Raw genomic sequence first — 21,930 nt, forward strand, 5'->3', positions numbered from 1 at the left:
GTTACTCTTCCGCGTTTGCCTCATCAAAGCCAAGCAGGTTCCACGATTGTACCATGTGCGGCGGCAGCGGTGCTGTCACATCAATGATGCCACCTGACGGGTTTGGAATGCGAATGCGGCGCGCATGAAGATGCAGCTTCTTTTGAATGCCGCCAGGGAATTCCCAGTTCTGGTCAGCTTCAAAATATTTCGGATCACCGATGATCGGATGGCCGATATGCGCCGCATGAACACGCAGCTGATGGGTGCGGCCGGTATATGGCTCCATTTCCAGCCATGTCAGATTGTTGCCGACCTTCTCTACAATCCGGTAGTAAGAGACTGCATGATCAGAATCCGGCTCACCATGCTGGCAAACACGCATCTTATCGCCATCCGGCGTCTGATCTTTGACCAGCCAGGTTGAAATCTTGTCTTCGCGCTTGCGTGGAACACCTTTTACCAGTGCCCAATAGGTCTTCTTAGTGTCGCGTTCGCGGAATGATGCTGTCAATGCCTGTGCGGCACCACGCGTGCGCGCAACCACCAGCACACCAGAAGTGTCACGGTCGATACGATGCACGAGGCGAGGCTTTTCACCTTTCTTATTGCGCCACGCTTCCAGCATACCATCCACGTGGCGCACAAGGCCAGAACCGCCCTGCACTGCCAGACCCGCCGGTTTGTTGAACACAAAAACCTTCGGATCTTCATAAATCAGCATCTGTTTGAGAACATCGCCATCCTGCTGGCTGCGAATGGTTTTCGCCGTCATCGGCCCTGCGGCCTTTTCGTCGACTTCCAGCGGCGGAATGCGCACCATTTGGCCTGCCTGCAAGCGTGTATCTGACTTGGCGCGGCTGCCATCAATGCGGATCTGACCGGAGCGCAACAGTTTTTGCAGGTGCCCAAAGCCCAATCCGGGGAAATGGACCTTGAACCAGCGATCGAGCCGCATGCCCGCTTCGTCTGTGTCCACACTCTTTTGTTCAACGCCTGCCATGGAAAAACCCGATCAATATTTTTTCAGCACAAGCCAGTGTGCCGCTCATTTATGTCTGTCAATAGACGCGCCAAGGGCGGATTGCTAGGCATATTTGGCAAAAATGGAATTCTCACGCTGTTAAACACCCCGCCAAGAATATGCCAATACGCTATGAATCTTCACGCTCGGTTACATGCATTTTTAATTTATGGTCAACTATGACACCCAATTGCCACGTCTTGCCTTCATTGCATGTTGATAGAATAACGGGACTGCACCATTTAGTCCCTTGAAATAGAACGGCGGGAGTCCCACGGTGTCTTTGTTCAAAATCTACTGGCGTGCCATGGAATATCTTGCAGCAGAGAAAGCTGCAACCATAACCATGTGCGTTGCAAGCGTACTGGTTGCCCTTGTCATGCTGGCCGAGCCGATCCTTTTTGGTCGGGTCATTCAGGCGATTTCCGACAAAGGCGATATCGTTACGCAGCTCGCCATGTGGGCAGCACTCGGTGCGTTTAACATCATCGCAGCGGTTTTTGTTGCGCGTGGGGCTGACCGCCTCGCCCATCGTCGCCGTTTGGGTGTGATGATCGACTCTTATGAGCGCATTATCACCATGCCACTTGCTTGGCATCAGAAGCGCGGCACGTCGAATGCGCTGCATACGCTGATCCGCGCAACGGACTCGCTGTTCACTCTCTGGCTCGAATTCATGCGTCAGCACCTGACCACCGTGGTGGCACTGGTGGCGCTTATTCCGGTCGCTATGAGCATGGATCTTCGCATGTCTATGGTGCTGATCGTGCTTGGTGTCATCTATGTGATGATTGGCCAGCTCGTCATGCGCAAAACCAAGGACGGCCAGTCTGCTGTTGAAAAGCACCACCACAAGCTGTTTGAGCATGTGAGCGATACAATCAGCAACGTTTCGGTCGTGCAGAGCTATAATCGCATTGCTTCGGAAACGCAGGCACTACGCGAATATGCAAAGAACCTCGAAAACGTTCAGTTCCCGGTTCTCAACTGGTGGGCGCTTGCCAGCGGCCTTAACCGCATGGCTTCGACCTTCTCGATGGTTATCGTGCTTCTGCTTGGTGCGTATTTCGTAACCAAGGGCCAGATGCGTGTTGGTGACGTGATTGCCTTTATCGGTTTTGCCCAGCTGATGATCGGCCGTCTTGACCAGATCAGCGCCTTTATCAACCAGACTGTGACGGCGCGCGCCAAGCTTGAAGAATTCTTCGAGATGGAAGACGCGACCGCTGACCGTCAGGAGCCACAGGACGCGACCGATCTTGAAAACGTCAAGGGCGATATTGTTTTCGACAATGTGACCTTTGAATTCCCGAATTCGGGTCAGGGCGTCTATGACGTTTCGTTTGAAGTGAAGCCGGGGCAGACCGTGGCTATCGTTGGCCCAACGGGTGCAGGCAAGACGACGCTGATCAATATCCTTCAGCGGGTATTCGATCCTGCCGCCGGCCGCATTCTGATTGATGGCATTGATACACGCACCGTCAGCCGTCGCTCGTTGCGTCATGCCATTGCCACTGTTTTCCAAGATGCAGGTCTGTTCAATCGTTCGATTGAAGAAAACATCCGTGTTGGTAATGAAAATGCGACGAGTGAAATGGTTCAGGCTGCTGCCAAGGCTGCCGCGGCCCATGACTTCATTCTCGCAAAGGGCAATGGCTATGATACGGTTGTCGGTGAACGTGGTTCGCAGCTTTCAGGCGGTGAACGTCAGCGTCTGGCAATTGCACGCGCTATCCTGAAAGATTCGCCAATTCTCGTACTCGACGAGGCGACCAGTGCGCTTGACGTTGAAACCGAGGAAAAGGTCAAGCAGGCCGTTGATGATCTGAGTGAAAACCGCACGACCTTCATCATTGCGCACCGTCTGTCGACTGTTCGTTCTGCTGATATCGTCTTGTTCATGGACAAGGGCCATCTGGTTGAGCGCGGCAGCTTTGATGAACTCGCTGCTCGCGGTGGCCGCTTCTCCGATTTGCTTCGCGCCGGTGGTTTGCAGCTTGAAGACAAGTCGGAAAAGGCCAAGAAAGAAGACGTTGAAGAAAGCAATGTAATGCCTTTCCCGGTCAAGGGATCGGTTGCCTGATAGGCTTAAACTCATAGAAAAAGGCCCGTTCTGGGCCTTTTTCTATGCAATTGGAACTTCAAAGCTTAGACCGTCATAACCGGGCTCTACATGATCGGGCGTCTCGCGCATGACCGTGTCGTAATCGAGTGGCACATGCATATGCGTCAGGATTGCGCGTTTAGGCCCGAAAAACTCGACCCATTCCAACGCCTGTTCCAGCGAAAAATGGCTTGGATGCGGGCGATATTGCAGCGCGCCGATAATCAGCACATCAACATGACGGATATATTTGAGGCTCTCATCCGGGAATGCGCTGACATCCGTGCAATAAGCAACATCGCCAATACGGAAACCGAGCGATTCAATATCGCCATGAACCTGTGTAAATGGCTCAAAGCGGATCGGCCCTCCCGCACCCGTGATCGAGAAAGCCGTTTCAGCCATGATGTCATGCATTGACAGGATCGGCGGGTAGCTCGACCCAACGGGCGTTTCAAAACAATAGCCGAAGGCCTCAAACAGACGATTGCGTGTCAGCCGGTTGGCATAGACATCCATTAGTCGGCGGTTTTCAACCACATAGGTGCGTAAATCATCGATGCCATGAATATGGTCGGCATGTGGATGCGTATAGATGGCTGCATCAAGCGACGTGACATTGGCATCGATCATCTGGTCCCGGAAATCCGGGCCAGTGTCGATAACAACAACCGTGCTACTTCCCTCAGCATTGAAGCGCTCAACCAGCAAAGCGGCACGGCGACGCTTGTTCTTCGGGTTTTTCGGATCGCAATTGCCCCAATCGCCATTGATACGCGGTACACCGGGCGACGAACCGCACCCGAGAATTGTGAAACGCAGACAATTGCGAGGCGATATCACGATAATTATTCCCCGGCAGGCTTTGGCATTTTGGAGAAAAGCCGGAAGACATTTTCACTGGTCATGTCCGCGATTTCTTCTTTGCTTACGCCGATTGTTTCAGCCAGCACGGCGGCTGTGTGCTGCACGAATGACGGCTCATTACGCTGGCCGCGATGCGGCATAGGCGCGAGATAAGGCGCATCCGTTTCAACCAGCAAACGATCACGCGGAACAATCTGTGCTATTTCTCGAATATCGGCCGAATTCTTAAATGTCAAAATGCCGGAGAATGAGACGTATCCGCCTAGTTCTACGCCTTTTTCTGCCAATGCACGACCTGACGAGAAACAATGCAGAATGAAGGGAAATGCGCCTTTCGCCGTCTCAGTTTCCAGAATATCGGCCATGTCCTGATCAGCGCTTCGGGCATGGATCACAAGCGGCAACTGCGTGCGGCGCGCCGCTTCAATATGCACGAGGAAGCCCTGACGCTGGGCTTCTGGCGGCGCATAATCATAATGATAATCAAGCCCCGCTTCGCCTATGGCGACAACCTTCGGATGCGCGGCCAGCCGCACAAGATCGTCGGCAGTCACATCCAGTTCTTCATGGGCATTGTTCGGATGGGTGCCAACCGAACAATAGACGGACTCATATTTTTCAGCGAGTGCTAAGATCGTATCGAACTTACGCACCCGTGTTGAAATCGTGACCATGCGTTTGATACCGGCGTCGAGGGCACGCTGAACGACAGCGTCGCGCTCCGGTTCGAAATCCGCAAAGTCGAGATGGCAGTGACTATCAACCAGCATATTCAGCTCAGTTCTGTTCTTCCGCTTCCACATAGCGCGGGAAAACCGGCTGCGGTGCGGGCAGTTCCGCGCCGCCAACAAGCGGGCTTGCCGCTACGTCTGAGAACTGGCGCTTGTCTGCCGGGATTGCCAGAGTATCGAGCAGCTTTTCCGCCGATTGTGGAATGAAAGGCTGAACCATGATACCAACGCGGCGGATCACTTCTGCCGTCACATAGAGCACCGTACCCATCCGCTCCAGATCGGTCTTGCGCAGCGCCCAAGGCTCCTGCCCCGCAAAATAGCGGTTTGCTTCCGCAACAACGGCAAAGATGGAACCGAGTGCGATGTGCAATGCCTGATCGCCGACAGCCTTGCGTGCGGTTTCCAATGCTGCATCGGCCTGATCAAGAATAGCCTTATCGGCATCCGAGAAAGCGCCCGGAACTGGAACCTTACCGTCGCAGTTCTTTGCAATCATCGACAGCGAGCGCTGTGCGAGATTGCCAAGATCATTGGCGAGATCGGCATTGGTACGGTTGACGATTGCATCGTGGCTGTAGCTACCATCCTGACCGAATGGCACTTCGCGCATCAGGAAATAACGCAGTTGATCAAGACCATAGCGTTCAACCAGCTCAAACGGATCGATAACGTTGCCGAGAGACTTCGACATTTTTTCACCGCGGTTGAACAGGAAGCCATGCGCAAACACACGCTTTGGCAGCGGAATGCCTGCCGACATCAAAAATGCTGGCCAGTAAACCGCGTGGAAACGCGAAATATCTTTGCCGATGATATGCGCATCAGCAGGCCAGTAAGCCCACTTGTCACTGGTCGTATCTGGATAGCCGAGTGCTGTGATGTAGTTGGTCAGCGCATCAACCCAGACATACATGACGTGCTTTTCATCACCCGGAACAGGAATACCCCAGTCGAATGTCGTGCGCGAAATCGACAGATCTTTGAGGCCCGATTTTACGAAGCTAACGATTTCGTTGCGACGCTCCGCAGGCATGATGAAGCCGGGATTGTTTTCATAAAGCTCAAGGAGCTTGTCCTGATAGTTCGACAGACGGAAGAAATAGCTTTCTTCTTCAACCCATTCGACAGGCGTACCCTGCGGGCCGTAACGAACATTATCGGCGCGGACTTCAGTTTCTTCTTCGCCGTAATAGGCTTCGTCGCGTACTGAATACCAGCCCGCATAACCGCCCTTATAAATGTCACCACTGGCCGACATGGCCTGCCAGATTGCCTGGCTGGCCTTGTAGTGACGCTCTTCCGAGGTGCGGATATAGTCATCATGCGAGCTGTTCAGAAACTCGCCCATGCGCTGGAAAGCAGCGGTGTTGCGATCTGCGAGTTCGCGCGGGCTTATGCCTTCCTTGCGCGCACTCTGCAACATCTTGATACCGTGTTCATCCGAGCCGGTCAGGAAGTGAACATCCTTGCCATCCAGACGCTGAAAACGCGCCATGGCGTCGGTCGCAATCAACTCATAAGCATGGCCGATATGCGGCTTGCCATTCGGGTAAGCAATCGCAGTGGTGATGTAGAATTTTTCGCGGCTCATCGGAAATCCGGCTTCTTCAAGTGTGATATTCAAAAAACGTTAGCGGTGACATAACGCATGTAGGACTGCATGTCACGTAAGCGGAGGCAGGCCTGCCCGAAAAGCACGATGCGTTTTTTCCAAAAGAATCATAACGGCCTGCTTTCGGTCGAGATTATAGGTCTCGGCATTGGAAATTTCGCGGGTCAACTCACTCCAATAGCGTGACCATTGATCGGCTTCGCGCAACTGACCCGAATCTGCATAGCGACGCGCCTCATCGGCAATCCGGCTCATCAGATAATCACGGAACAATTCATACTGAACTTCTGCTTCGCGACCGTTCAGAACACCTGAAAGAGCCTGCGCTTTCGGTAGGTCGAAATTCTGTCCCTGCAAGATTGCATCCACTGTATCGGATATTTCCATTCCACCATGCGCCACGAGAAGCAGCGCCTTGCGCACGCTGCCTTCCGAACGACCGAGAAGCGATGGTGTAATGTTATCCGCATCAAGGCCGACGCTTGGCCCGATGTGAACGAGTGCGTCGGTGAGCGCATCATCGCCAAGCGGCTTGAACTGGATGCTCTGGCAGCGCGAACGGATTGTCGGCAACAATCTTCCCGATGAATGCGAGATCAGAATGAAGATTGCGCGGGCGGGCGGCTCTTCCAGTGTTTTGAGAAGCGCATTGGCCGCGTTGCGGTTCATGTCATCTGCCGGATCGACAATGACAATGCGCCATGCGCCGTCTGATGCGGTGCGGGTGAGAAAATGGGTAACACGGCGAATTTCCTCAACCGGGATGCCAGTTTTGAACTTGCCCGTCTTCTGATCAAAAGGCCGATTGATATGCAGCACAGCAGGATGCATGCCGCCTGCAATCTGTCGCCATAGTGGCTTGTTAAAATCAGGTGCGCCAATGGTTTCAGGTGCCGAAGCCTGATCGCTATGTTCAAGCATATGGCCCGCCAGATGAAAGGCCAGCGTTGCCTTACCGATCCCCTGCTCACCTTCAAAAAGCAGGGCATGATGCATCCTGCCTTCACGATAGGCCAGCGCAAGGAAAGCCGCAATCTCGCTGTGACCAGTGAGATAATCGCTGGCAGATGGCTCTGCAACGCCCTCGATGGAATCATGCGCTTTGGGGACGTCGAGTTCTTCGATCACAGAAGTCCCCTTTTCTTCAGAATTTCATCGGTAATTCGGATAATATCAACGGAAATCGCATCCTGAGTGCGGTCGGCATTCACCACTTTACACCGCTCGGGCTCCGCTTTCGCAATAGCAAGAAAAGCCTGACGGCGTGCTTCATGCACGGCAATCGCTTCTTTCTCGAAACGATCCGCCACGTCAGCACCACGGCGCTTATTGGCTCGTGAAAGGCCTTTTTCTGCAGGAATATCGAGAATGATTGTGAGATCAGGCATGGTACCATCGATGGCGATACGTTCAATCGCCGCCATGTAAGTGGCATCAAGATTACCCGTGCCCCCCTGATAGGCTCTACTCGAATCGATAAAACGGTCGCAAAGCACGATACGATTTTCAGCGAGTGCCGGGCGGATCAGCTGATCGACATGATCAGCACGGGCGGCGGCGAACAGTAATGCCTCCATGGCCGGGCCATAGCTTTCGGCATTGCCGCTCAGAATCACATGGCGGACGGCTTCCGCTCCCGCAGAACCGCCGGGTTCACGCGTGATCAGTGGATCGAAGCCAAGGGAACGCAAATGCTCTGCCAGCAAGGCGATCTGGGTTGATTTACCCGCGCCTTCCCCACCCTCGAATGTAATGAACAATCCGGTCAAACTGACTTCCGCAAAATTGAGTTCCGATCAAAACAATCTCTGCTCTGTTTATCGGCGTTTAACTGGAACGTCGAGGGTTTAGAGATATTTCCTCAACCAGCCGGTCGCAAGCTCCATCACAGCGCCTCTGGCGCGCTGCGAGAGCGTACCAATTGCGACGTCCTGCGCCGTATATAGCGGTATTTCCTGAACCACATTGCCGTTTAACTCAAATTGCATGGTTCCGACTTGTGTGTCTGCATCGACCGGCGCGTTTAACGGACCTTCGTAAGTGATGCGTGCTTTGAGCTTGTCGCGCCCCTCCTTTGGGAGCAACAATTCAACGCTATCTTTCACTTTCAGCGGGACACTGGACGCCGAACCGCCGAAAACCTGTGCTGCACCGATCTCATCGTTCGCCATATAAATATTGATGGCATCAAAGGAGGTCATACCCCACTGAATGAGCTTTTTGGCCTCTTCTTCACGCTCTTTGGTGCTGGTTAAGCCACTCATGGCCAAAAAAAGCCGTCGCCCATTCTGTTTTGCTGACCCTACAAGCGCGTACCCCGATGCCTCCGTATAACCCGTCGCCATGCCATCGGCACCAATATCGAGCCGCAAGAGCGGGTTTCGATTGCGTTGCATGATCTTGTTCCAGGTAAATGCTTCCTGTGCATAATAAGTGTAAGCCTCTGGATGCGCACTGTAGATATGTCGCGCAAGCTTTATGAGATCAGAGAGCGTTACGGTCTGTCCGTCCGCCGGCAATCCGGTGGCGTTGACGAAATGCGAGCCGGTAAGCCCCAATTCTTGCGCTCGTTCATTCATTTTCTTTGAAAAGGCGGCCTCATCACCGGACAAGCCTTCGGCAAGAATGATCGCACCATCATTGGCTGCCTGAACAATCATGCCCTGAAGAAGATCGGCGACAGTTGGTGTCGATTTGAGCGCCGCAAACATGGTGGACGTCCGCGACGGTGCACCACCAGTACGCCACGCATATTCCGTGACTGGATAGGCGGTTTCGAGCGTTGTTTCGCCTTTTTTAAGCGCCTCAAAAACAACCTCCGCCGTCATCAGCTTGGCAAGTGACGCTGGTGGAATTTTCAAATCCGGATTTTTGGAAAGAAGAACCGTGCCACTTTTATCGTCCAACAAAAGGACCTGCGGCGCTTTGGTGGCGAACTCTGCCGGTACAGTCTGCGCATAGCTTGGCAAAGCGAAAAGAAACGAAACGGCAACCGCCGTTACAAACTTCACGCTTTTAGGCCGTTGCATCCTACCCTCGTCATTTTCGAATGAAGCCACGCGGTATTTGCAGCTGGAATCAATCGGCACGAACGACAAAAGCGTCGCTCGCTCCAGCCTTCCATGCTGCACGAAGCAAATCGTCGTTGTTGCCATTTTGGGCAAATGCCGTCAGTTCGTAAACATCGCCCTGCTCTGTCGGTGTTTTCGTGCGCGTGACGCGCGCAGACCGAGGCAGGGATTTCTGAAGCTTCAACGCATCTTCCAGCGTATTAAACGTGCCCAGTTCAACATATTCACGCGGCTCTTCCGCGTCTTTGCGCTTCCATGCGTTCGAAATCGCACTTTCAGTCAAAATACTGCCGTAAGTGCGTTCTTCTGCATAGGCAGATGCCGCCAAACGATCAGAAGCATACCCCAATCCACCAATATTTGCGGCTGTAGCAACACCAAAGCTATGAGCCGGACGCTGTGACGGAACGGGAACACTCGCGGGTAACAAAGGCATATCACCATCGCCATAAGCCTGATTGACTTCAAACGGTGATGATTGCGGAATAGGCATAGCCGCAATGCCTGCCGGTGTTGGTGTCGGTGCATTCATTGCCATCATGACGCCTGTGGCTGGCTGTCCGATCGGATCAGCATTGCCTGGTCGATAGGATGCCATCAGATAGGCATCATCCTGCCCGTCAAGCGGAGCGCGTCCAACATATTCCACCTTCACGTCAGCAGTACCATGATGCTGGTAATCCAGCATCTCAGCCGCCTTTTGCGACAGATCAATAACGCGATCACGCTCGAATGGTCCGCGATCATTCACACGAACGATGATCGAGCTACCATTATACATATTGGTAACGCGCGCATAGCTTGGCAGCGGCATCGTTGGATGCGCTGCTGTCAAATGCGTCATGTCATAGATTTCGCCATTGGCGGTCAACCGGCCATGAAAAGCGCTGCCATACCAGGAAGCGCGACCCGTTGAGGCATAATTCTTGTTCTCTTTCGGATAATACCAGCGGCCTTTAACCTGATAGGGTTTGCCAATCTGATCACGCCCACCGCCACGCGGCAGCGGTTTGCCCTGAACACTGGTGACACGGGGACTGGCTTTGACGCCATATTTGGATTCAGCAAAATATTCTTTTGGGTGCTTTTTCTTCGATTTTGGCTGTGGAGCACTTGCACAGCCTGCAAGAGCAAGAGCCAGCGCAACAAAGGTCAACATCGCAGCCGGTGCACGCTTATCGCGCCTTATCGACAGTTCCGCACTTTCAGCACGGTTTCGCCACCCGTTAGAACTCATACGCCATACGCCCGCAATTTTTCGTTGATCGAGAGATCGAACTTATCTTTTAGAAAATAGTGATGTCACTGAATTATTGACGGATCATTAAAGCTTTTGCAAATCCCTATAATGAGTCGTCAGCTATCCGCATATTTCTGACACATCCAACAGGGAACTTTCGGTTTGCCTGCGCGTTGATTTTTCAACATGAAGGAGAAACAAAATGTTCCGAGCTCTTATCCTCTGGCTTCTTGGCGTACCATTCATCGCAGTTCTGTTTATCTGGTATTTTTTCTTCTGATGATGGAACACTGGGGGGCATTGAGCGTTATATTGACGGCTCTTCTGACCTCCGAGCCAATCACCTAACGTCATGAATTGGGCCCGTTCTTTCAAGAGCGGGCCATTTTTTGTGAATTTAAAATGATGCAGGCCGATAGGCGCGGATCACCTCGCGGTGCAGGCGAAAATGCGCGGGCGTCCAGGTCGTAAGTTCACCATCTGTGTTGACCGGACGCGGTTTTTTTGTGCGAATAATGACTTCCTGTGTTGGAAAAGCGCGCACATCATCCCATTTCGACTGGGTTCCCTGACGCAGGCTGGGAAGCAGACGCAGCAACTCCCACCAACCATCAACTTCCAAACTGTAAAAATCGAGTTTGCCGTCATCAATGGCTGCGTCTTTTTGGACAGCCATACCGCCGCCATAAAATTTGCCATTCCCAACCGATACCTGAAGCGTCTTGATCGTTTCGGTCATCCCATCATGCTCAAGATAGGCTGTGAACAATTCCGAACGCATGAGAATACGGCCTGCCGCAATCGCATAGCCGAATTTGCCCCATTTTTTCTTGGCATCAGAACTGAGTTGTTGTGCAAGCTCTGCACTAAAGCCAATACTGGCGACATTGAAATAAAGGTGGCCATTGACCTCACCAAGATCAATTGGATGTGGATGATAGGTGAGCAATTGCCGTGTTGCCTCAATGGGATTGGCAGGAATGCCAATCGTGCGGGCGAAATCGTTGGCCGTACCAAACGGCAATATGGCAAGCGGCAGTTTCGTTTCGACGAGCCCTCGCGCTGCTGCGTTTAGCGTACCATCGCCACCGCCAATAATAACCATGTCCACATCGGCGTTCGCACGAATAACATCCGAAATGGTTTCATCGCCCCGGACTGTCTTCTCGATGAGAGCAAGGTTTCCACGTTCGAGTATCGCGCGCATAACCGCATTGAACCCTTTGCCATTGCGGGCTTTTGGATTGACAATCAGCAATGCACGGCGCTTGGAGGATGTGGCCATAGGTTTCCGTTGGAATTTTTAAATTGAGGTATTGAACAGCGCAAATGGCGATGGATTTTCGGATATCAATGGGAAGGCTTATGAATTCTTTTTAACGCTTTTAATGGTTAAACGTCACAGCCCTGCAATGGGCGTGAAAAGCCCTGCGCATAGCCGGGGACAGTTCACATAGAGTTTTCTTGTTTGTGATGTTGATAATGTAGATATTCATAATATGAAGATATTCTTATTTGTTTTGGCTATTGCTGCTTTTCTTGTGTTTGGCTGCTATTTGCAGACGCATTTTGGCGCGTGGCAATAGACAGTTTCATAAAATGACGCGACGGTCGAAATTAAGATTGATCCTAAGACTGGCGAATCTGTCCGCAGCTCGAATCTAAAACGAGCGGCGTTTATGTTAGGGCGCCGCTTTTTCTGCCAAATTCACGCCTGCACAGAAGCGGTAAATTTAAAATGGCAGCAAAATGACTGCATTTTCCACAGTTATGAGCCTAAATTAGAATTATCCCAACTTTTTTATCATCTTACGTGCGGAAACGATTGACGCTGACCAAGTTCCCGAATACATGAGCAGCGTTCCTGATCGAAAGACATCAGAACAATGCGCGGGTGTAGCTCAGTTGGTTAGAGTGCCGGCCTGTCACGCCGGAGGTCGCGGGTTCGAGCCCCGTCACTCGCGCCATTCCTCTCTTAGCAGAGGAATGTTTGGAACTAAATTTCTTTATCTCACCGATGCAGTTATTGCTTATGCAAAAAAAAGCAGCCCATAGGCCGCTTAACTCGGAGCGTTTTGAAATCTTAGAGCATCTCCTGTTCTGATTGAAACGCTGAAAATACGTGATCTGTTTGCCTTAACGGGACCGAAACAAGAGCAGTTATAAATCATACAACAAGCTCAAACGGATGAAGACCATACAGGAGCGCGCCATCAGATGCCGCACTCGTAGTCGTTATGCGGTTAAATCAGAAAGCCATAATCAGGTTCTCATCATTTCGAAATAAGTGCACAATTCATCTCTATTTCTAGCCGGTGCAAAGACAAGCTGCTCCCCAATTCTGTGCATTCCCAATTTCATTAGGAGATTATGAGAAATGGTATTCTCGGTTTGCGCGCCTGCTCGCATTGAATGTACTCTCAATCCTTCAAAGCAAGCTGCAATTAGTCCTTGGGCGGCTTCATAGCCCAATCCCATGCCATGAACTTCTTCAGAGAGCCAGTAGCCGATTTCGCCAACTCGCTTTCCATCAAACTCTTCAAAATCTACTTTGATCCATCCAATGACCTGATTGTCAGCTTGGTTCACGATTACGAGTGGAAGCGTACGCTGTTCTGCATGACCAGTGAGGGCTTTATCAATTATCTTTTCAGCAGCTTTTTGTGTAAGAGGATATGGCCAAGCGGCCACCCACCGGCTAATCGCAGGCGTCATTAATTTTTGCAGTGCCGCGCTATCTGATACCGTGACCAGACGCAACTCCAAGCGCTCAGTAAGCTTTTTGAACGATTGCCAGCATTCATTTGTCATCAATTTTCCCAACATTTTTAACAGCCCCCTTGTCGCGTATGACCGTTTGTCGAGTGGTCACAAATTTTCGAGTTATAGCTGAAATATGTATGCCTGCTACAAAATCAGCGTGCACGTCCTGTTTCTGTTTATCCCAAGTGTCGATGGACACCCTAAATTTTTCCGTTCAGACTTGACTTGCTTGAGGCCATACTGCGTGCGTTCAATTAGCCGATCGCGCTCGAACTGAGCGCCTGCGTTGAGAACATTCATAGTCATTGTACCGGCTGACTGGTTAGATCAGAACCACCCAAAGCGAGGCAGTAAAAATACATCTGAAGACAGCCATATCTCGCGATCGCATCCAATCAAGACCACTGAAAAAACTACCCGGCCGCGCTGTCAAGGCTGACGAGCAAGCGGACGAACGCGCCAGAGCATTGCGCTATCTCCGCCGCTTTCTCCAAATGCATGGCAGCACCAATACCAGCGGAGAGAAACTTAGTTTGCACTTCCTCGAAGTTGGTAAGCGTCAGAAGTGTACCAGGCCGTACCGCGACTGAAAAACATTTTCCGACACAATGAAAAACATGCGCGCAGGACCGTCATTCTTGAAACGCGACCACCGTAGCATGGCATAGGTGATCCCACCTGCCCAGAAAGCATTCCAGACCTGATCAACTATTGAGCGAATTTCACCTGTGAACATGCTTCAATTTCCACCTGCTATTCCGAATCGAATTTGACATTACGCCAGTGCGTTATGTTAAAGAATACATCTCGAAATCTGGGGGGCTGTGTCAGAATAATATGAGTTCCAATGAAGCGTTCGGTCGTGTCGTAAAGATTTTCATCACAGGGCAAGATCCGCGCAGTCTTCGCACTGTCGAGCTCGACAACTGGACAGGCGTTGCTATCACGGGGCAACCCGAGTTCTTCAAGCGAGCGCTTCAGGATGAAGTCCTTAGCCGTTCGTGCGTTTATCTTCTCATCAGATCTGGCGCTGAGGATGATTTGCCCGCAATTTATGTTGGTGAAAGTGACGACTTCTCGCAACGCTATACGAACAGCAAGTTTCCAATCGCGTTTGATACCTTCCTGATCTTCACCAGCAAGGACGACAATCTGACGCGTGCCCACGTCAAATGGCTGGAAGAGAAGCTCTGGGCTATTTTAAAAGATAATAGTGGCAAGGCACTCGTTGCCAATTCTAACCGGCCGACCGGCTCAAATTTGCCACGCGCAGACATTGCAACTATGCAAACCTATCTTCGCAACATGATCTATGTGCTTGAGGCACTTGGCTACGACTTATTCTCAGTGCAGGAGCGTATTACAGCTTCCCCGGCACCAATAAACCAAAGTGAAGTATCGGAAATAGCGCCGTTTGATCTTTATGCAACGCTACCGAACAGAAAAAACGAGAAGGCATTTTTACGCTATGAAGATGGTGCTTACACTCTCAAGGCTGGTTCAAAAATAAACGCCAGGGCTACAGATAGTTTACCGTTAAATGTCAGAAAGCTGCGTGAACAATTAATGGCTGATGGCGGCCTTATTTCACATGGGGAATATCTGGAGTTGACCCCCGATATTCCGTTTTCCAAGCCTTCACCAGCTTCATCTCTCGTAAAAGGTCGCAGCTCAACTGGATATCAGGATTGGCTGCGTGTTAATGATGATCTGCCTTTAGGGACTTTTTTGGGAGTGATGACAAGTGTTGACAGCACCGTTGCTTTACACCGAGAGACTTGAGTGGTTTGGCGGTGGTGTCATCAAAGTTCGAGCGTAAAATCCTGAACGTGCAAAATTTGCGGATAAACCATTAGAATTTCCCAAATAGGCCATTGAAGCAATCAATCGCTTCGTTTAGAACCTCGGTAGACGAGGCTCACGCCTCCCGGTGATGCACCCGTAGCTCAGCTGGATAGAGTGCTGCCCTCCGAAGGCAGAGGTCACAGGTTCGAATCCTGTCGGGTGCGCCATTTCAGTCATTTAGCCGGTAAACATCATCCCCTCTTATTTCCGACCTCCGTGATATTGCTTGGTGTTACAAGCGCAAATGGTATCCCCTGTTGCCGAAGCAATTATCGGCCTTATGATTGGTATTTGTTTTCTGAATGCCTATCTTAAACAAAGCCAGAGGCGAAGCTGCTTGGGAGACGAATGAAAAAGTTAATCGGAATTGTCGTTTTTGCACTTTGGCTTATCCCAACAATTGCAACGGCCGCAACTGACTCTGAAATTGTGACCGAGATGGCCGAACAGTGTTGGCAATTGCCGGAAGATGTGAACTACAGCCGTGCGTCTGCAACTTTCGAAGTTACTTATGACGGAAATGGCCAACTGACGCGCATTTTAACAGTGGAGTTTCAGCCGGTTAGAAAAGCGGGACGAGAGTTTGCTGTCTCGGCACAGGATGCCATTTTAAAGTGCGCCAGCAAAACCTCGGTGCGTTCACGGACTGTGCGGGTTATTATGCGATATGTTGAGCAGAAAACAGATGGGCCTCTGATCATGAAAAGGTCGCTGCGCTAATTTAATATCAAAGATGATCCTTTGCCGCTTGCGATAAAAGCGCAAAAGAAAAGGCGGGAATGTCCCGCCTTTGTTTGTTTTATCCGACATGCAAACCGGGCGCTTCCTGCCCGGTGCTTTCGACATATTCGGTGTAACCACCACCATATTGCTGAATGCCATCGGAAGTGAGTTCCAGAACCCGATTAGACAGAGCTGCCAGAAAACGGCGATCATGCGATACAAACAGCATTGTGCCTTCATAAGCTGAAAGCGCCTTGATCAGCATTTCCTTTGTGTCGAGATCAAGATGGTTTGTCGGCTCATCAAGCACGAGGAAATTCGGCGGATCAAACAGCATTGCCGCCATCACCAGGCGCGCTTTTTCACCACCGGACAGCACACGGCATTTCTTTTCAATATCATCGCCGGAAAAACCAAAACAGCCAGCCAATGCCCGTAAAGGTGCCTGTCCTGCCTTTGGAAAACGCTGCTCCAGCCATTCAAGAATAGTGCTTTCACCATCCAGAATATCCATGGCGTGCTGCGCGAAATAGCCAAGCTTCACGCTTGCACCAAGATTCACAATGCCCTGATCCGGCTCGGTTGCGCCCGTCACAAGTTTAAGCAGCGTTGACTTGCCTGCTCCGTTCACGCCCATAATGCACCAGCGTTCGCGGCGCCGAACCATAAAATCCAGACCATCATAGATCGTCCGGCTTCCATAGGTTTTGCTGACGCCCTTAAGGCTGACCACATCTTCGCCTGAGCGCGGTGCAGGAGCGAAGTCAAAAGCAACCGTCTGGCGTCGGCGTGGAGGCTCCACACGGTCGATCTTTTCGAGTTTCTTGACGCGGCTTTGCACTTGCGAAGCATGTGATGCACGCGCTTTGAAACGCTCGATAAACTTGATTTCCTTGGCGAGCATTGCCTGCTGGCGCTCGAATTGCGCCTGCTGCTGCTTTTCGTTGAGTGCGCGCTGGCCTTCATAAAAGGCGTAATCCCCCGCATAAGAGGTCAGCGACCCGGCATCAATTTCGATAATCTTGGTCACGATGCGGTTCATGAATTCGCGGTCATGCGATGTCATGAGCAGCGCGCCATCATAGTTTTTAAGAAAGGATTCGAGCCAGATCAAGCTTTCGAGATCAAGGTGGTTGCTTGGCTCGTCAAGCAGCATAACATCCGGGCGCATCAGCAGAATACGGGCAAGCGCCACGCGCATCTTCCAGCCGCCGGACAGCTTGCCGACATCGCCATCCATCATTTCCTGACTAAAACTAAGCCCTGCCAGAACTTCACGCGCACGGCCATCCAGCCCGTAACCGTCAAGCTCTTCATAACGAGCCTGCACCTCGCCATAACGCTCGATAATGGCATCCATCTCATCAAGACGATCGGGGTCGCACATGGCGGCTTCAAGTTCGCGCAATTCAGCCGCGACACTGCTTACCGGCCCTGCCCCGTCCATCACTTCGGCAACAGCCGAACGCCCACCCATTTCACCAACATTCTGGTTGAAATAGCCAATCGTTACACCTTTTTCGACATTGACCTGCCCTTCGTCAGGCAGATCTTCGCCGGTAATCATGCGGAAAAGCGTTGTCTTGCCAGCACCATTCGGCCCGACGAGGCCAATCTTCTCGCCGCGGTTCAAAGCGGCTGAAGCTTCGATAAACAGAATGCGATGGCTATTGGACTTGCTGATATTGTCTAAACGGATCATATGCGCGGGAGGCCTTGTGAAAACTCGGCCTCCCTATGACATGGCTTGACGCCGCTGTCACGCGGCGCTGCGCAGCTTGCAGCTATTCTTTGCTTACGGAATATGATGCAGCCATTTTTCAGTCGCGAATTTTTCTTCCACGAGCTGCTCTGCTGCGGCAAATTCCTCCGGCGTAATCGTGCCGCTTACACCGCCATTAAGCGAGATGAATGTCTCCATCATACGATCAATGACCTCGCGGCGCGGCAGGCCGGTCTGACTGCGGACAGGATCGACGCGCTTGACGGCGCTGGCCGTGCCCTTGTCAGAGAGTTTTTCACGGCCGATCCGCAGGACCTTCACCATCTTTTCTGCATCCATATCATAAGCCATCGTGACATGATGCAGAACGGTTCCACCGGAATAACGCTTTTGGGCGGCTCCTCCGATCTTGCCTTTCGAACTCGCAATATCGTTGAGCGGCTTATAAAAAGCGTCAATTCCAAGCGAGTTGAGGGATTTCAGCACCCATTCATCAAGAAATGCATAGGAATCGGCAAAACTCATATCGCGGACCAAATCCCCAGGCGCATAAAGTGAATAGGTGATCGTATTGCCAGGTTCGACAAACATAGCACCGCCGCCGGTTACGCGACGCACCGTTTCCACGCCCATTTCTTCGGCAGCATCCATGTCCACTTCATTACGCAGTGACTGAAATGCACCAATGATGATTGAAGGACGCTCCCACTCCCAAAAGCGCAATGTGGGTGCACGGCGCCCGGCAGCAACTTCGCGCGCCAGAACCTCATCAAGCGCCAGATGCATTGTCGGGCTGAGTGGCGGAATATCAATGATCTGCCATTCGTAATCGCGCCATGTCCGTGCAACGCCGAGAGCGCGACGAACCGCAATGGCCACCGCCTCCGGGCTGAAACCAATCATGAAGGCATCGGGACGAAGCCCTTTGCGCACGGCATCCGCGATTTCTTCAGCGCACGCCGTTGCAGGCAGGCCATTCAATGCATTGCGAATATCATCAAGGGCTTCGCCGGGTTCGAGGAAAAAATCACCGGCAACCTGTACGTTGCAGAGTTTATTGTCCTGAACCTCCAGATCGATAACGACCAGCTTTCCACCGTGGACCTTATATTCACCATGCATTTCAAACGACCTTACTGACGAGAAACCTTCAGGTGCACTGTTGCGGATTCAAGACAGAAAGGAAACTGCGGCAACGGGATTTTACAATCATTTCTCTCAAATAAAACGACGCGTGCATCAAATTCAGATAGATAGAGACGTGAATTATCGTTCACTCTATATTCAATATGCGGGTTCTATATTTTTCAGCAGATCAATACTCAAACAATGGTGTTCGCATGGCAGCTCTTCTGTCTAACAAACTCAGCCTGATTGCAGGCATATCAGCCTTCATCGCATCCATGTATGTGCTCGCGCCTGCCTCCGCAGAAGCAGCGCGTCTACAAAAATGTGCATCGGAAAACGGCATTTGCCAATTGCCTTACCCGACCGAGGTTATTTACGGCGCTGATGGGCAGGGTACATCGCGCTTTATCGACCGCCCGGAAGTTCGCTGTTCGAACCGCGTTTTTGGAGATCCTGCGCCCAAGAGAAGAAAAAGTTGCTCATATGTCGTGCGTGAGCGTTACGAGGATCGTCGTGATGATCGACGTAACGACTGGCGTGGTGGTAGACGAGACGACCGGGGCCGTAGCCAATGGCAGCAATGCGCCAAAGAAAATGGCTTTTGTGATTTTTATGGCCGCAAGCTCGTTCGTTATGGTGCGAAAGGGCGTTTCGTAGAACGCGTTTTCCGTGACGGCGTACCATGTAACAATCAGACTTTCGGTGATCCGGCGCGGGGTCAGGGAAAAGCCTGCTATATTCAAAATTGAAGTTAAAAAGGCGGACTTGGGGCGCTGATCTGATCCAATCAGATCGAAATGCGCTCTAAGTCCGCCTTTTTCAAATGCCATCCGTCAATAAATAAGATAGCGACTTAAAGAGAAGCTAATCGCGATTCAGCCGTTTTATCAAAAGCCTTCTGCAAACCGGAATCACGGCCATAAACATCGTTGTAGAAACGAACTGTGCCTGATGCATCAGGCCATGCGGTGAAATAGGCAATATAAACCGGAACAGGATCAGCGACTTTGATGCCGCGCTCATCCTTGCCGAAATATTTGCTCAGGTCTGCAACAGGCTTACCAAGAACCGCCGCCGCCATATCACGCGGACGCTCTAGACGAATACAGCCATGGCTTAAGGCACGCATGTCGCGGCTGAAATAAGATTTTGCCGGTGTGTCATGCATATAAATATCATGGGCATTTGGGAACAAAATCTTGAGTTCACCCAAAGCGTTATCAAGGCTTGGCTTCTGTCGGATGCCAACATGGGCTTTGCCTGCGGCAACGGCATTCCAATTAACCGCACTTGCCGAAACCTTCTTGCCACCAACATAAACTTCATAGCCATTGCGGTCGAGATAGCTGTTATCGCGCATCACTTTGGGCAACATTTCATTCAGGATGATTGAGCGCGGCACACCCCACGATGGGTTGAACACAACGGTCTGCACCTTGTTGTAGAAAAAATAGGTCTGATGCGTTGGTGAACCGATCACGACATTCATTGCCAGCTTTTCTTTGCCGTTTTCGAAATATTCAGCGCGATAGGATGGCTGATTGACCATCACATAGCGCGATCCGAAATCATGTGGCAGCCAGCGCAGACGTTCCATCGAATAGAGAATACGATCACGCTTGATCGAATCCTGCTCACCCTGAAGCGCTGCGATCGTATTTTTGCCGATGATGCCATCAGGCGTGCTGCCCGAAAGCCTTTGATAATCCTTGATGGCCGTGGTCAGCTCCGGGTCGTAAATGGTTGTATCGGCATGGGCCTGCAACACATCGCGATGCTGTTCGATATAGCTCGACGGTGCATGATGCGTAATAAGCGCCACAACCTTGGCCAGCTGATCGCTGGTATCTCCCGGACGAATGGCTTTATCGAGTGAAATGCGAATTGGTTCGCCTGCTGGCGCCTCTGTGTTCGCCAGTTCGCGCTTCAGGGCCGAATAGGCTTCATTGTTTGGCTGAAAGCTTTTCAGATAGGCGACCGGATCAGTTTCAGTCGCCAGACGAGCAAGGACCGCCTTTGGATCGACGCGCTTACGCGGCAGGTCGTGAAAGCCACTCAAGCGGTCAGCAACAATACGCCCCTCGCCTGCGTCGATTGCATAACGCAGCGCGCGCGCTGACATGCGGATTTCAAAATCCGTGAGTTTTTGTTGGCGTTCTGCAAGCTGCGATTCATCAAAATGATCGCCGGGAATTGAAACTTCATATTCCTCGGGGTTGAACCCATCTTCATCCGACTGCGCAAAGAACGCGGCGACGCTGCGCGCCTTATCAAGGGCCTTATTATCGGCTGACCAGAGGAATTTGCGGTTTTCAGAATAGAAGCTGACGATGGCGTCCGCGATCTGCTTTTCTGCTTTCACATTAACAGTCTTGAGATAATCCGCCGCCGCATCAAAAGCTAATTCAGCCGGTGTTTCCGTCACCTTCTTTGTTGGGCCAATCGGCGACATGCCTGACGTCAGAGCATCTGTTTGCGCAGCAGCGACAGCTGCGGTCACCTGCATATCGAGCGCGCTGAAATCGATATTAATCAAGGCGTCCGGCTTGTAATCGTATATCTGCGGTCCCTTAACCGTCACACGCTGTGCGGGCGGTATGGCGGCTCTGGGCACGGAAACCGGCTTTGCAATCTTGGGTGCCGGTGTGGCCTGCACTGGCGGTTGAACCGGTTGGGCTTGCTGCTGACGGCGCTGCTGGAACAGCTCAAGCAGCGAATTTGCTGCCTGCGCCTGCGCTGTCGAGAAAAGTGTCGATGCGGCCAGTGCGAAAGCCATCGCTTTGCGGACATAAGGACCACGTTTGCGATTATCTTCAATGTTCCGATTCAAATTTCTGGAGAACTGCATTCCAACCGCCAATTCAGTACAACCGCTATAGCGGCCTGCGTCAATCTTCGCCCATAGAATTGATGAATCTCGTATAGAATCTTTTAACGTTAACGCAATCTCCTCATTTTTTTTCGGGCAGTTCTATCAATTTTTCTTGAGAAGCGTTTTTGCAGACACATACGAAACGATTAATTCCGGATCTGCACAAAGTGCCGCAGTGGAATCCACCCAGCATCACGCTAAAAGCCCGGCGAGAATATGTAACTGGCAAGCACGCGAGGTACCAC

At 51.5% G+C, this 21,930-nt stretch carries 18 protein-coding genes, 2 tRNA genes and 1 pseudogene; 6 read left to right on the forward strand and 15 right to left on the reverse strand.

Annotated elements, in window-relative coordinates; genetic code table 11:
* Position 1 precedes the first annotated feature (1 nt).
* Positions 2-982, reverse strand: a complete 981-nt coding sequence (locus VBH83_RS04865; protein WP_265984729.1) for an RluA family pseudouridine synthase — start codon at positions 980-982, stop codon at positions 2-4.
* A 298-nt stretch (positions 983-1,280) separates the two neighbouring features.
* Here VBH83_RS04865 and VBH83_RS04870 point away from each other — a divergent pair, with 298 nt between their 5' ends.
* Complete coding sequence (locus VBH83_RS04870) at positions 1,281-3,086, forward strand: glucan ABC transporter ATP-binding protein/ permease (RefSeq protein ID WP_265984730.1); 1,806 nt, start codon at positions 1,281-1,283, stop codon at positions 3,084-3,086.
* A 42-nt stretch (positions 3,087-3,128) separates the two neighbouring features.
* On the opposite strand, the gene VBH83_RS04875 is transcribed toward VBH83_RS04870, so the two are convergent.
* The 8 genes from VBH83_RS04875 to VBH83_RS04910 form a co-directional block, all read right to left on the reverse strand.
* A complete protein-coding gene (locus VBH83_RS04875) occupies positions 3,129-3,950 on the reverse strand; it encodes an MBL fold metallo-hydrolase (RefSeq protein WP_265984731.1) in 822 nt (273 codons plus the stop codon).
* Between the two features lie 5 nt (positions 3,951-3,955).
* Positions 3,956-4,744 (reverse strand): TatD family hydrolase, encoded by a 789-nt coding sequence (locus tag VBH83_RS04880; protein ID WP_265984732.1) that lies wholly within the window; start codon positions 4,742-4,744, stop codon positions 3,956-3,958.
* A gap of 7 nt (positions 4,745-4,751) precedes the next feature.
* Complete coding sequence (gene metG / locus VBH83_RS04885) at positions 4,752-6,299, reverse strand: methionine--tRNA ligase (protein WP_265984733.1); 1,548 nt, start codon at positions 6,297-6,299, stop codon at positions 4,752-4,754.
* A 72-nt stretch (positions 6,300-6,371) separates the two neighbouring features.
* Positions 6,372-7,448 (reverse strand): DNA polymerase III subunit delta', encoded by a 1,077-nt coding sequence (locus VBH83_RS04890; RefSeq protein WP_396996611.1) that lies wholly within the window; start codon positions 7,446-7,448, stop codon positions 6,372-6,374.
* Positions 7,445-8,089 carry a dTMP kinase gene (gene tmk, locus VBH83_RS04895; protein ID WP_265984735.1) on the reverse strand — a complete coding sequence of 215 codons (645 nt, stop codon included), beginning with the start codon at positions 8,087-8,089 and terminating at the stop codon, positions 7,445-7,447. The genes VBH83_RS04890 and tmk overlap by 4 nt, the downstream gene beginning before the upstream one ends.
* 78 nt (positions 8,090-8,167) lie before the next feature.
* The gene (locus VBH83_RS04900) at positions 8,168-9,349 is read right to left on the reverse strand and encodes a D-alanyl-D-alanine carboxypeptidase family protein (protein WP_265984751.1); all 1,182 of its coding nucleotides are present in this window, start codon (positions 9,347-9,349) and stop codon (positions 8,168-8,170) included.
* Between the two features lie 49 nt (positions 9,350-9,398).
* Positions 9,399-10,628, reverse strand: coding sequence for a septal ring lytic transglycosylase RlpA family protein (locus VBH83_RS04905; RefSeq protein WP_265984736.1), 1,230 nt, complete (start codon positions 10,626-10,628; stop codon positions 9,399-9,401).
* Between the two features lie 400 nt (positions 10,629-11,028).
* Positions 11,029-11,916 carry a lipid kinase gene (locus tag VBH83_RS04910; protein ID WP_265984737.1) on the reverse strand — a complete coding sequence of 296 codons (888 nt, stop codon included), beginning with the start codon at positions 11,914-11,916 and terminating at the stop codon, positions 11,029-11,031.
* Between the two features lie 605 nt (positions 11,917-12,521).
* Between VBH83_RS04910 and VBH83_RS04915 the strand changes: the two genes are divergently transcribed.
* A tRNA-Asp gene (locus VBH83_RS04915) sits at positions 12,522-12,598 on the forward strand.
* Between the two features lie 295 nt (positions 12,599-12,893).
* Here the strand turns inward: VBH83_RS04915 and VBH83_RS04920 are convergent.
* The 3 genes and pseudogenes from VBH83_RS04920 to VBH83_RS04930 all read right to left on the reverse strand — a co-directional run bounded on the left by VBH83_RS04920 (position 12,894) and on the right by VBH83_RS04930 (position 14,130).
* Positions 12,894-13,442 carry a GNAT family N-acetyltransferase gene (locus VBH83_RS04920; protein WP_265984738.1) on the reverse strand — a complete coding sequence of 183 codons (549 nt, stop codon included), beginning with the start codon at positions 13,440-13,442 and terminating at the stop codon, positions 12,894-12,896.
* Positions 13,432-13,747 (reverse strand): annotated as a pseudogene (locus VBH83_RS04925) (recombinase family protein); the annotation flags it as partial. The pseudogene VBH83_RS04925 and the gene VBH83_RS04920, both read right to left, overlap by 11 nt.
* Before the next feature lie 206 nt (positions 13,748-13,953).
* On the reverse strand, positions 13,954-14,130 hold the full coding sequence (locus VBH83_RS04930) for a hypothetical protein (protein WP_265984739.1): 177 nt from the start codon (positions 14,128-14,130) through the stop codon (positions 13,954-13,956).
* A gap of 101 nt (positions 14,131-14,231) precedes the next feature.
* On the opposite strand from VBH83_RS04930, the gene VBH83_RS04935 reads away from it, so the two are divergent.
* The 3 genes from VBH83_RS04935 to VBH83_RS04945 all read left to right on the forward strand — a co-directional run bounded on the left by VBH83_RS04935 (position 14,232) and on the right by VBH83_RS04945 (position 15,959).
* Complete coding sequence (locus VBH83_RS04935; RefSeq protein WP_396996615.1) at positions 14,232-15,176, forward strand: DUF4357 domain-containing protein; 945 nt, start codon at positions 14,232-14,234, stop codon at positions 15,174-15,176.
* 153 nt (positions 15,177-15,329) lie between these two features.
* Positions 15,330-15,406, forward strand: a tRNA-Arg gene (locus VBH83_RS04940).
* Between the two features lie 181 nt (positions 15,407-15,587).
* Complete coding sequence (locus VBH83_RS04945) at positions 15,588-15,959, forward strand: hypothetical protein (protein ID WP_265983792.1); 372 nt, start codon at positions 15,588-15,590, stop codon at positions 15,957-15,959.
* Positions 15,960-16,038: 79 nt separating this feature from the next.
* On the opposite strand, the gene VBH83_RS04950 is transcribed toward VBH83_RS04945, so the two are convergent.
* Together VBH83_RS04950 and VBH83_RS04955 are read right to left on the reverse strand one after the other, a co-directional pair.
* On the reverse strand, positions 16,039-17,664 hold the full coding sequence (locus VBH83_RS04950; RefSeq protein WP_265983790.1) for an ABC-F family ATP-binding cassette domain-containing protein: 1,626 nt from the start codon (positions 17,662-17,664) through the stop codon (positions 16,039-16,041).
* Positions 17,665-17,757: 93 nt separating this feature from the next.
* Positions 17,758-18,807: a biotin/lipoate A/B protein ligase family protein gene (locus tag VBH83_RS04955; protein ID WP_265983788.1), complete on the reverse strand. Its 1,050-nt coding sequence runs from the start codon at positions 18,805-18,807 to the stop codon at positions 17,758-17,760.
* Positions 18,808-19,025: 218 nt separating this feature from the next.
* Here VBH83_RS04955 and VBH83_RS04960 point away from each other — a divergent pair, with 218 nt between their 5' ends.
* Positions 19,026-19,562 (forward strand): hypothetical protein, encoded by a 537-nt coding sequence (locus VBH83_RS04960; RefSeq protein ID WP_265983786.1) that lies wholly within the window; start codon positions 19,026-19,028, stop codon positions 19,560-19,562.
* A 104-nt stretch (positions 19,563-19,666) separates the two neighbouring features.
* On the opposite strand, the gene VBH83_RS04965 is transcribed toward VBH83_RS04960, so the two are convergent.
* Complete coding sequence (locus tag VBH83_RS04965; protein WP_396996617.1) at positions 19,667-21,661, reverse strand: murein L,D-transpeptidase; 1,995 nt, start codon at positions 21,659-21,661, stop codon at positions 19,667-19,669.
* Between the last annotated feature and the right edge of the window lie 269 nt (positions 21,662-21,930).

Origin of the sequence: Ochrobactrum sp. S1502_03, from assembly GCF_044435015.1 — a bacterium.
Taxonomy (GTDB): Bacteria; Pseudomonadota; Alphaproteobacteria; order Rhizobiales; family Rhizobiaceae; genus Brucella; species Brucella chromiisoli.

Coding starts and splice junctions, on each gene's coding strand:
- VBH83_RS04945 (WP_265983792.1), top strand. CDS start 15,588: ATGAAAAAGTTAATCGGAATTGTCGTTTTTGCACTTTGGCTTATCCCA.
- VBH83_RS04880 (WP_265984732.1), bottom strand. CDS start 4,744: ATGCTGGTTGATAGTCACTGCCATCTCGACTTTGCGGATTTCGAACCG.
- VBH83_RS04865 (WP_265984729.1), bottom strand. CDS start 982: ATGGCAGGCGTTGAACAAAAGAGTGTGGACACAGACGAAGCGGGCATG.
- VBH83_RS04900 (WP_265984751.1), bottom strand. CDS start 9,349: ATGCAACGGCCTAAAAGCGTGAAGTTTGTAACGGCGGTTGCCGTTTCG.
- VBH83_RS04960 (WP_265983786.1), top strand. CDS start 19,026: ATGGCAGCTCTTCTGTCTAACAAACTCAGCCTGATTGCAGGCATATCA.
- VBH83_RS04910 (WP_265984737.1), bottom strand. CDS start 11,916: ATGGCCACATCCTCCAAGCGCCGTGCATTGCTGATTGTCAATCCAAAA.
- VBH83_RS04920 (WP_265984738.1), bottom strand. CDS start 13,442: ATGACAAATGAATGCTGGCAATCGTTCAAAAAGCTTACTGAGCGCTTG.
- VBH83_RS04905 (WP_265984736.1), bottom strand. CDS start 10,628: ATGAGTTCTAACGGGTGGCGAAACCGTGCTGAAAGTGCGGAACTGTCG.
- VBH83_RS04965 (WP_396996617.1), bottom strand. CDS start 21,661: ATGCAGTTCTCCAGAAATTTGAATCGGAACATTGAAGATAATCGCAAA.
- metG (WP_265984733.1), bottom strand. CDS start 6,299: ATGAGCCGCGAAAAATTCTACATCACCACTGCGATTGCTTACCCGAAT.
- VBH83_RS04950 (WP_265983790.1), bottom strand. CDS start 17,664: ATGATCCGTTTAGACAATATCAGCAAGTCCAATAGCCATCGCATTCTG.
- VBH83_RS04930 (WP_265984739.1), bottom strand. CDS start 14,130: ATGTTCACAGGTGAAATTCGCTCAATAGTTGATCAGGTCTGGAATGCT.
- VBH83_RS04935 (WP_396996615.1), top strand. CDS start 14,232: ATGAGTTCCAATGAAGCGTTCGGTCGTGTCGTAAAGATTTTCATCACA.
- VBH83_RS04955 (WP_265983788.1), bottom strand. CDS start 18,807: ATGCATGGTGAATATAAGGTCCACGGTGGAAAGCTGGTCGTTATCGAT.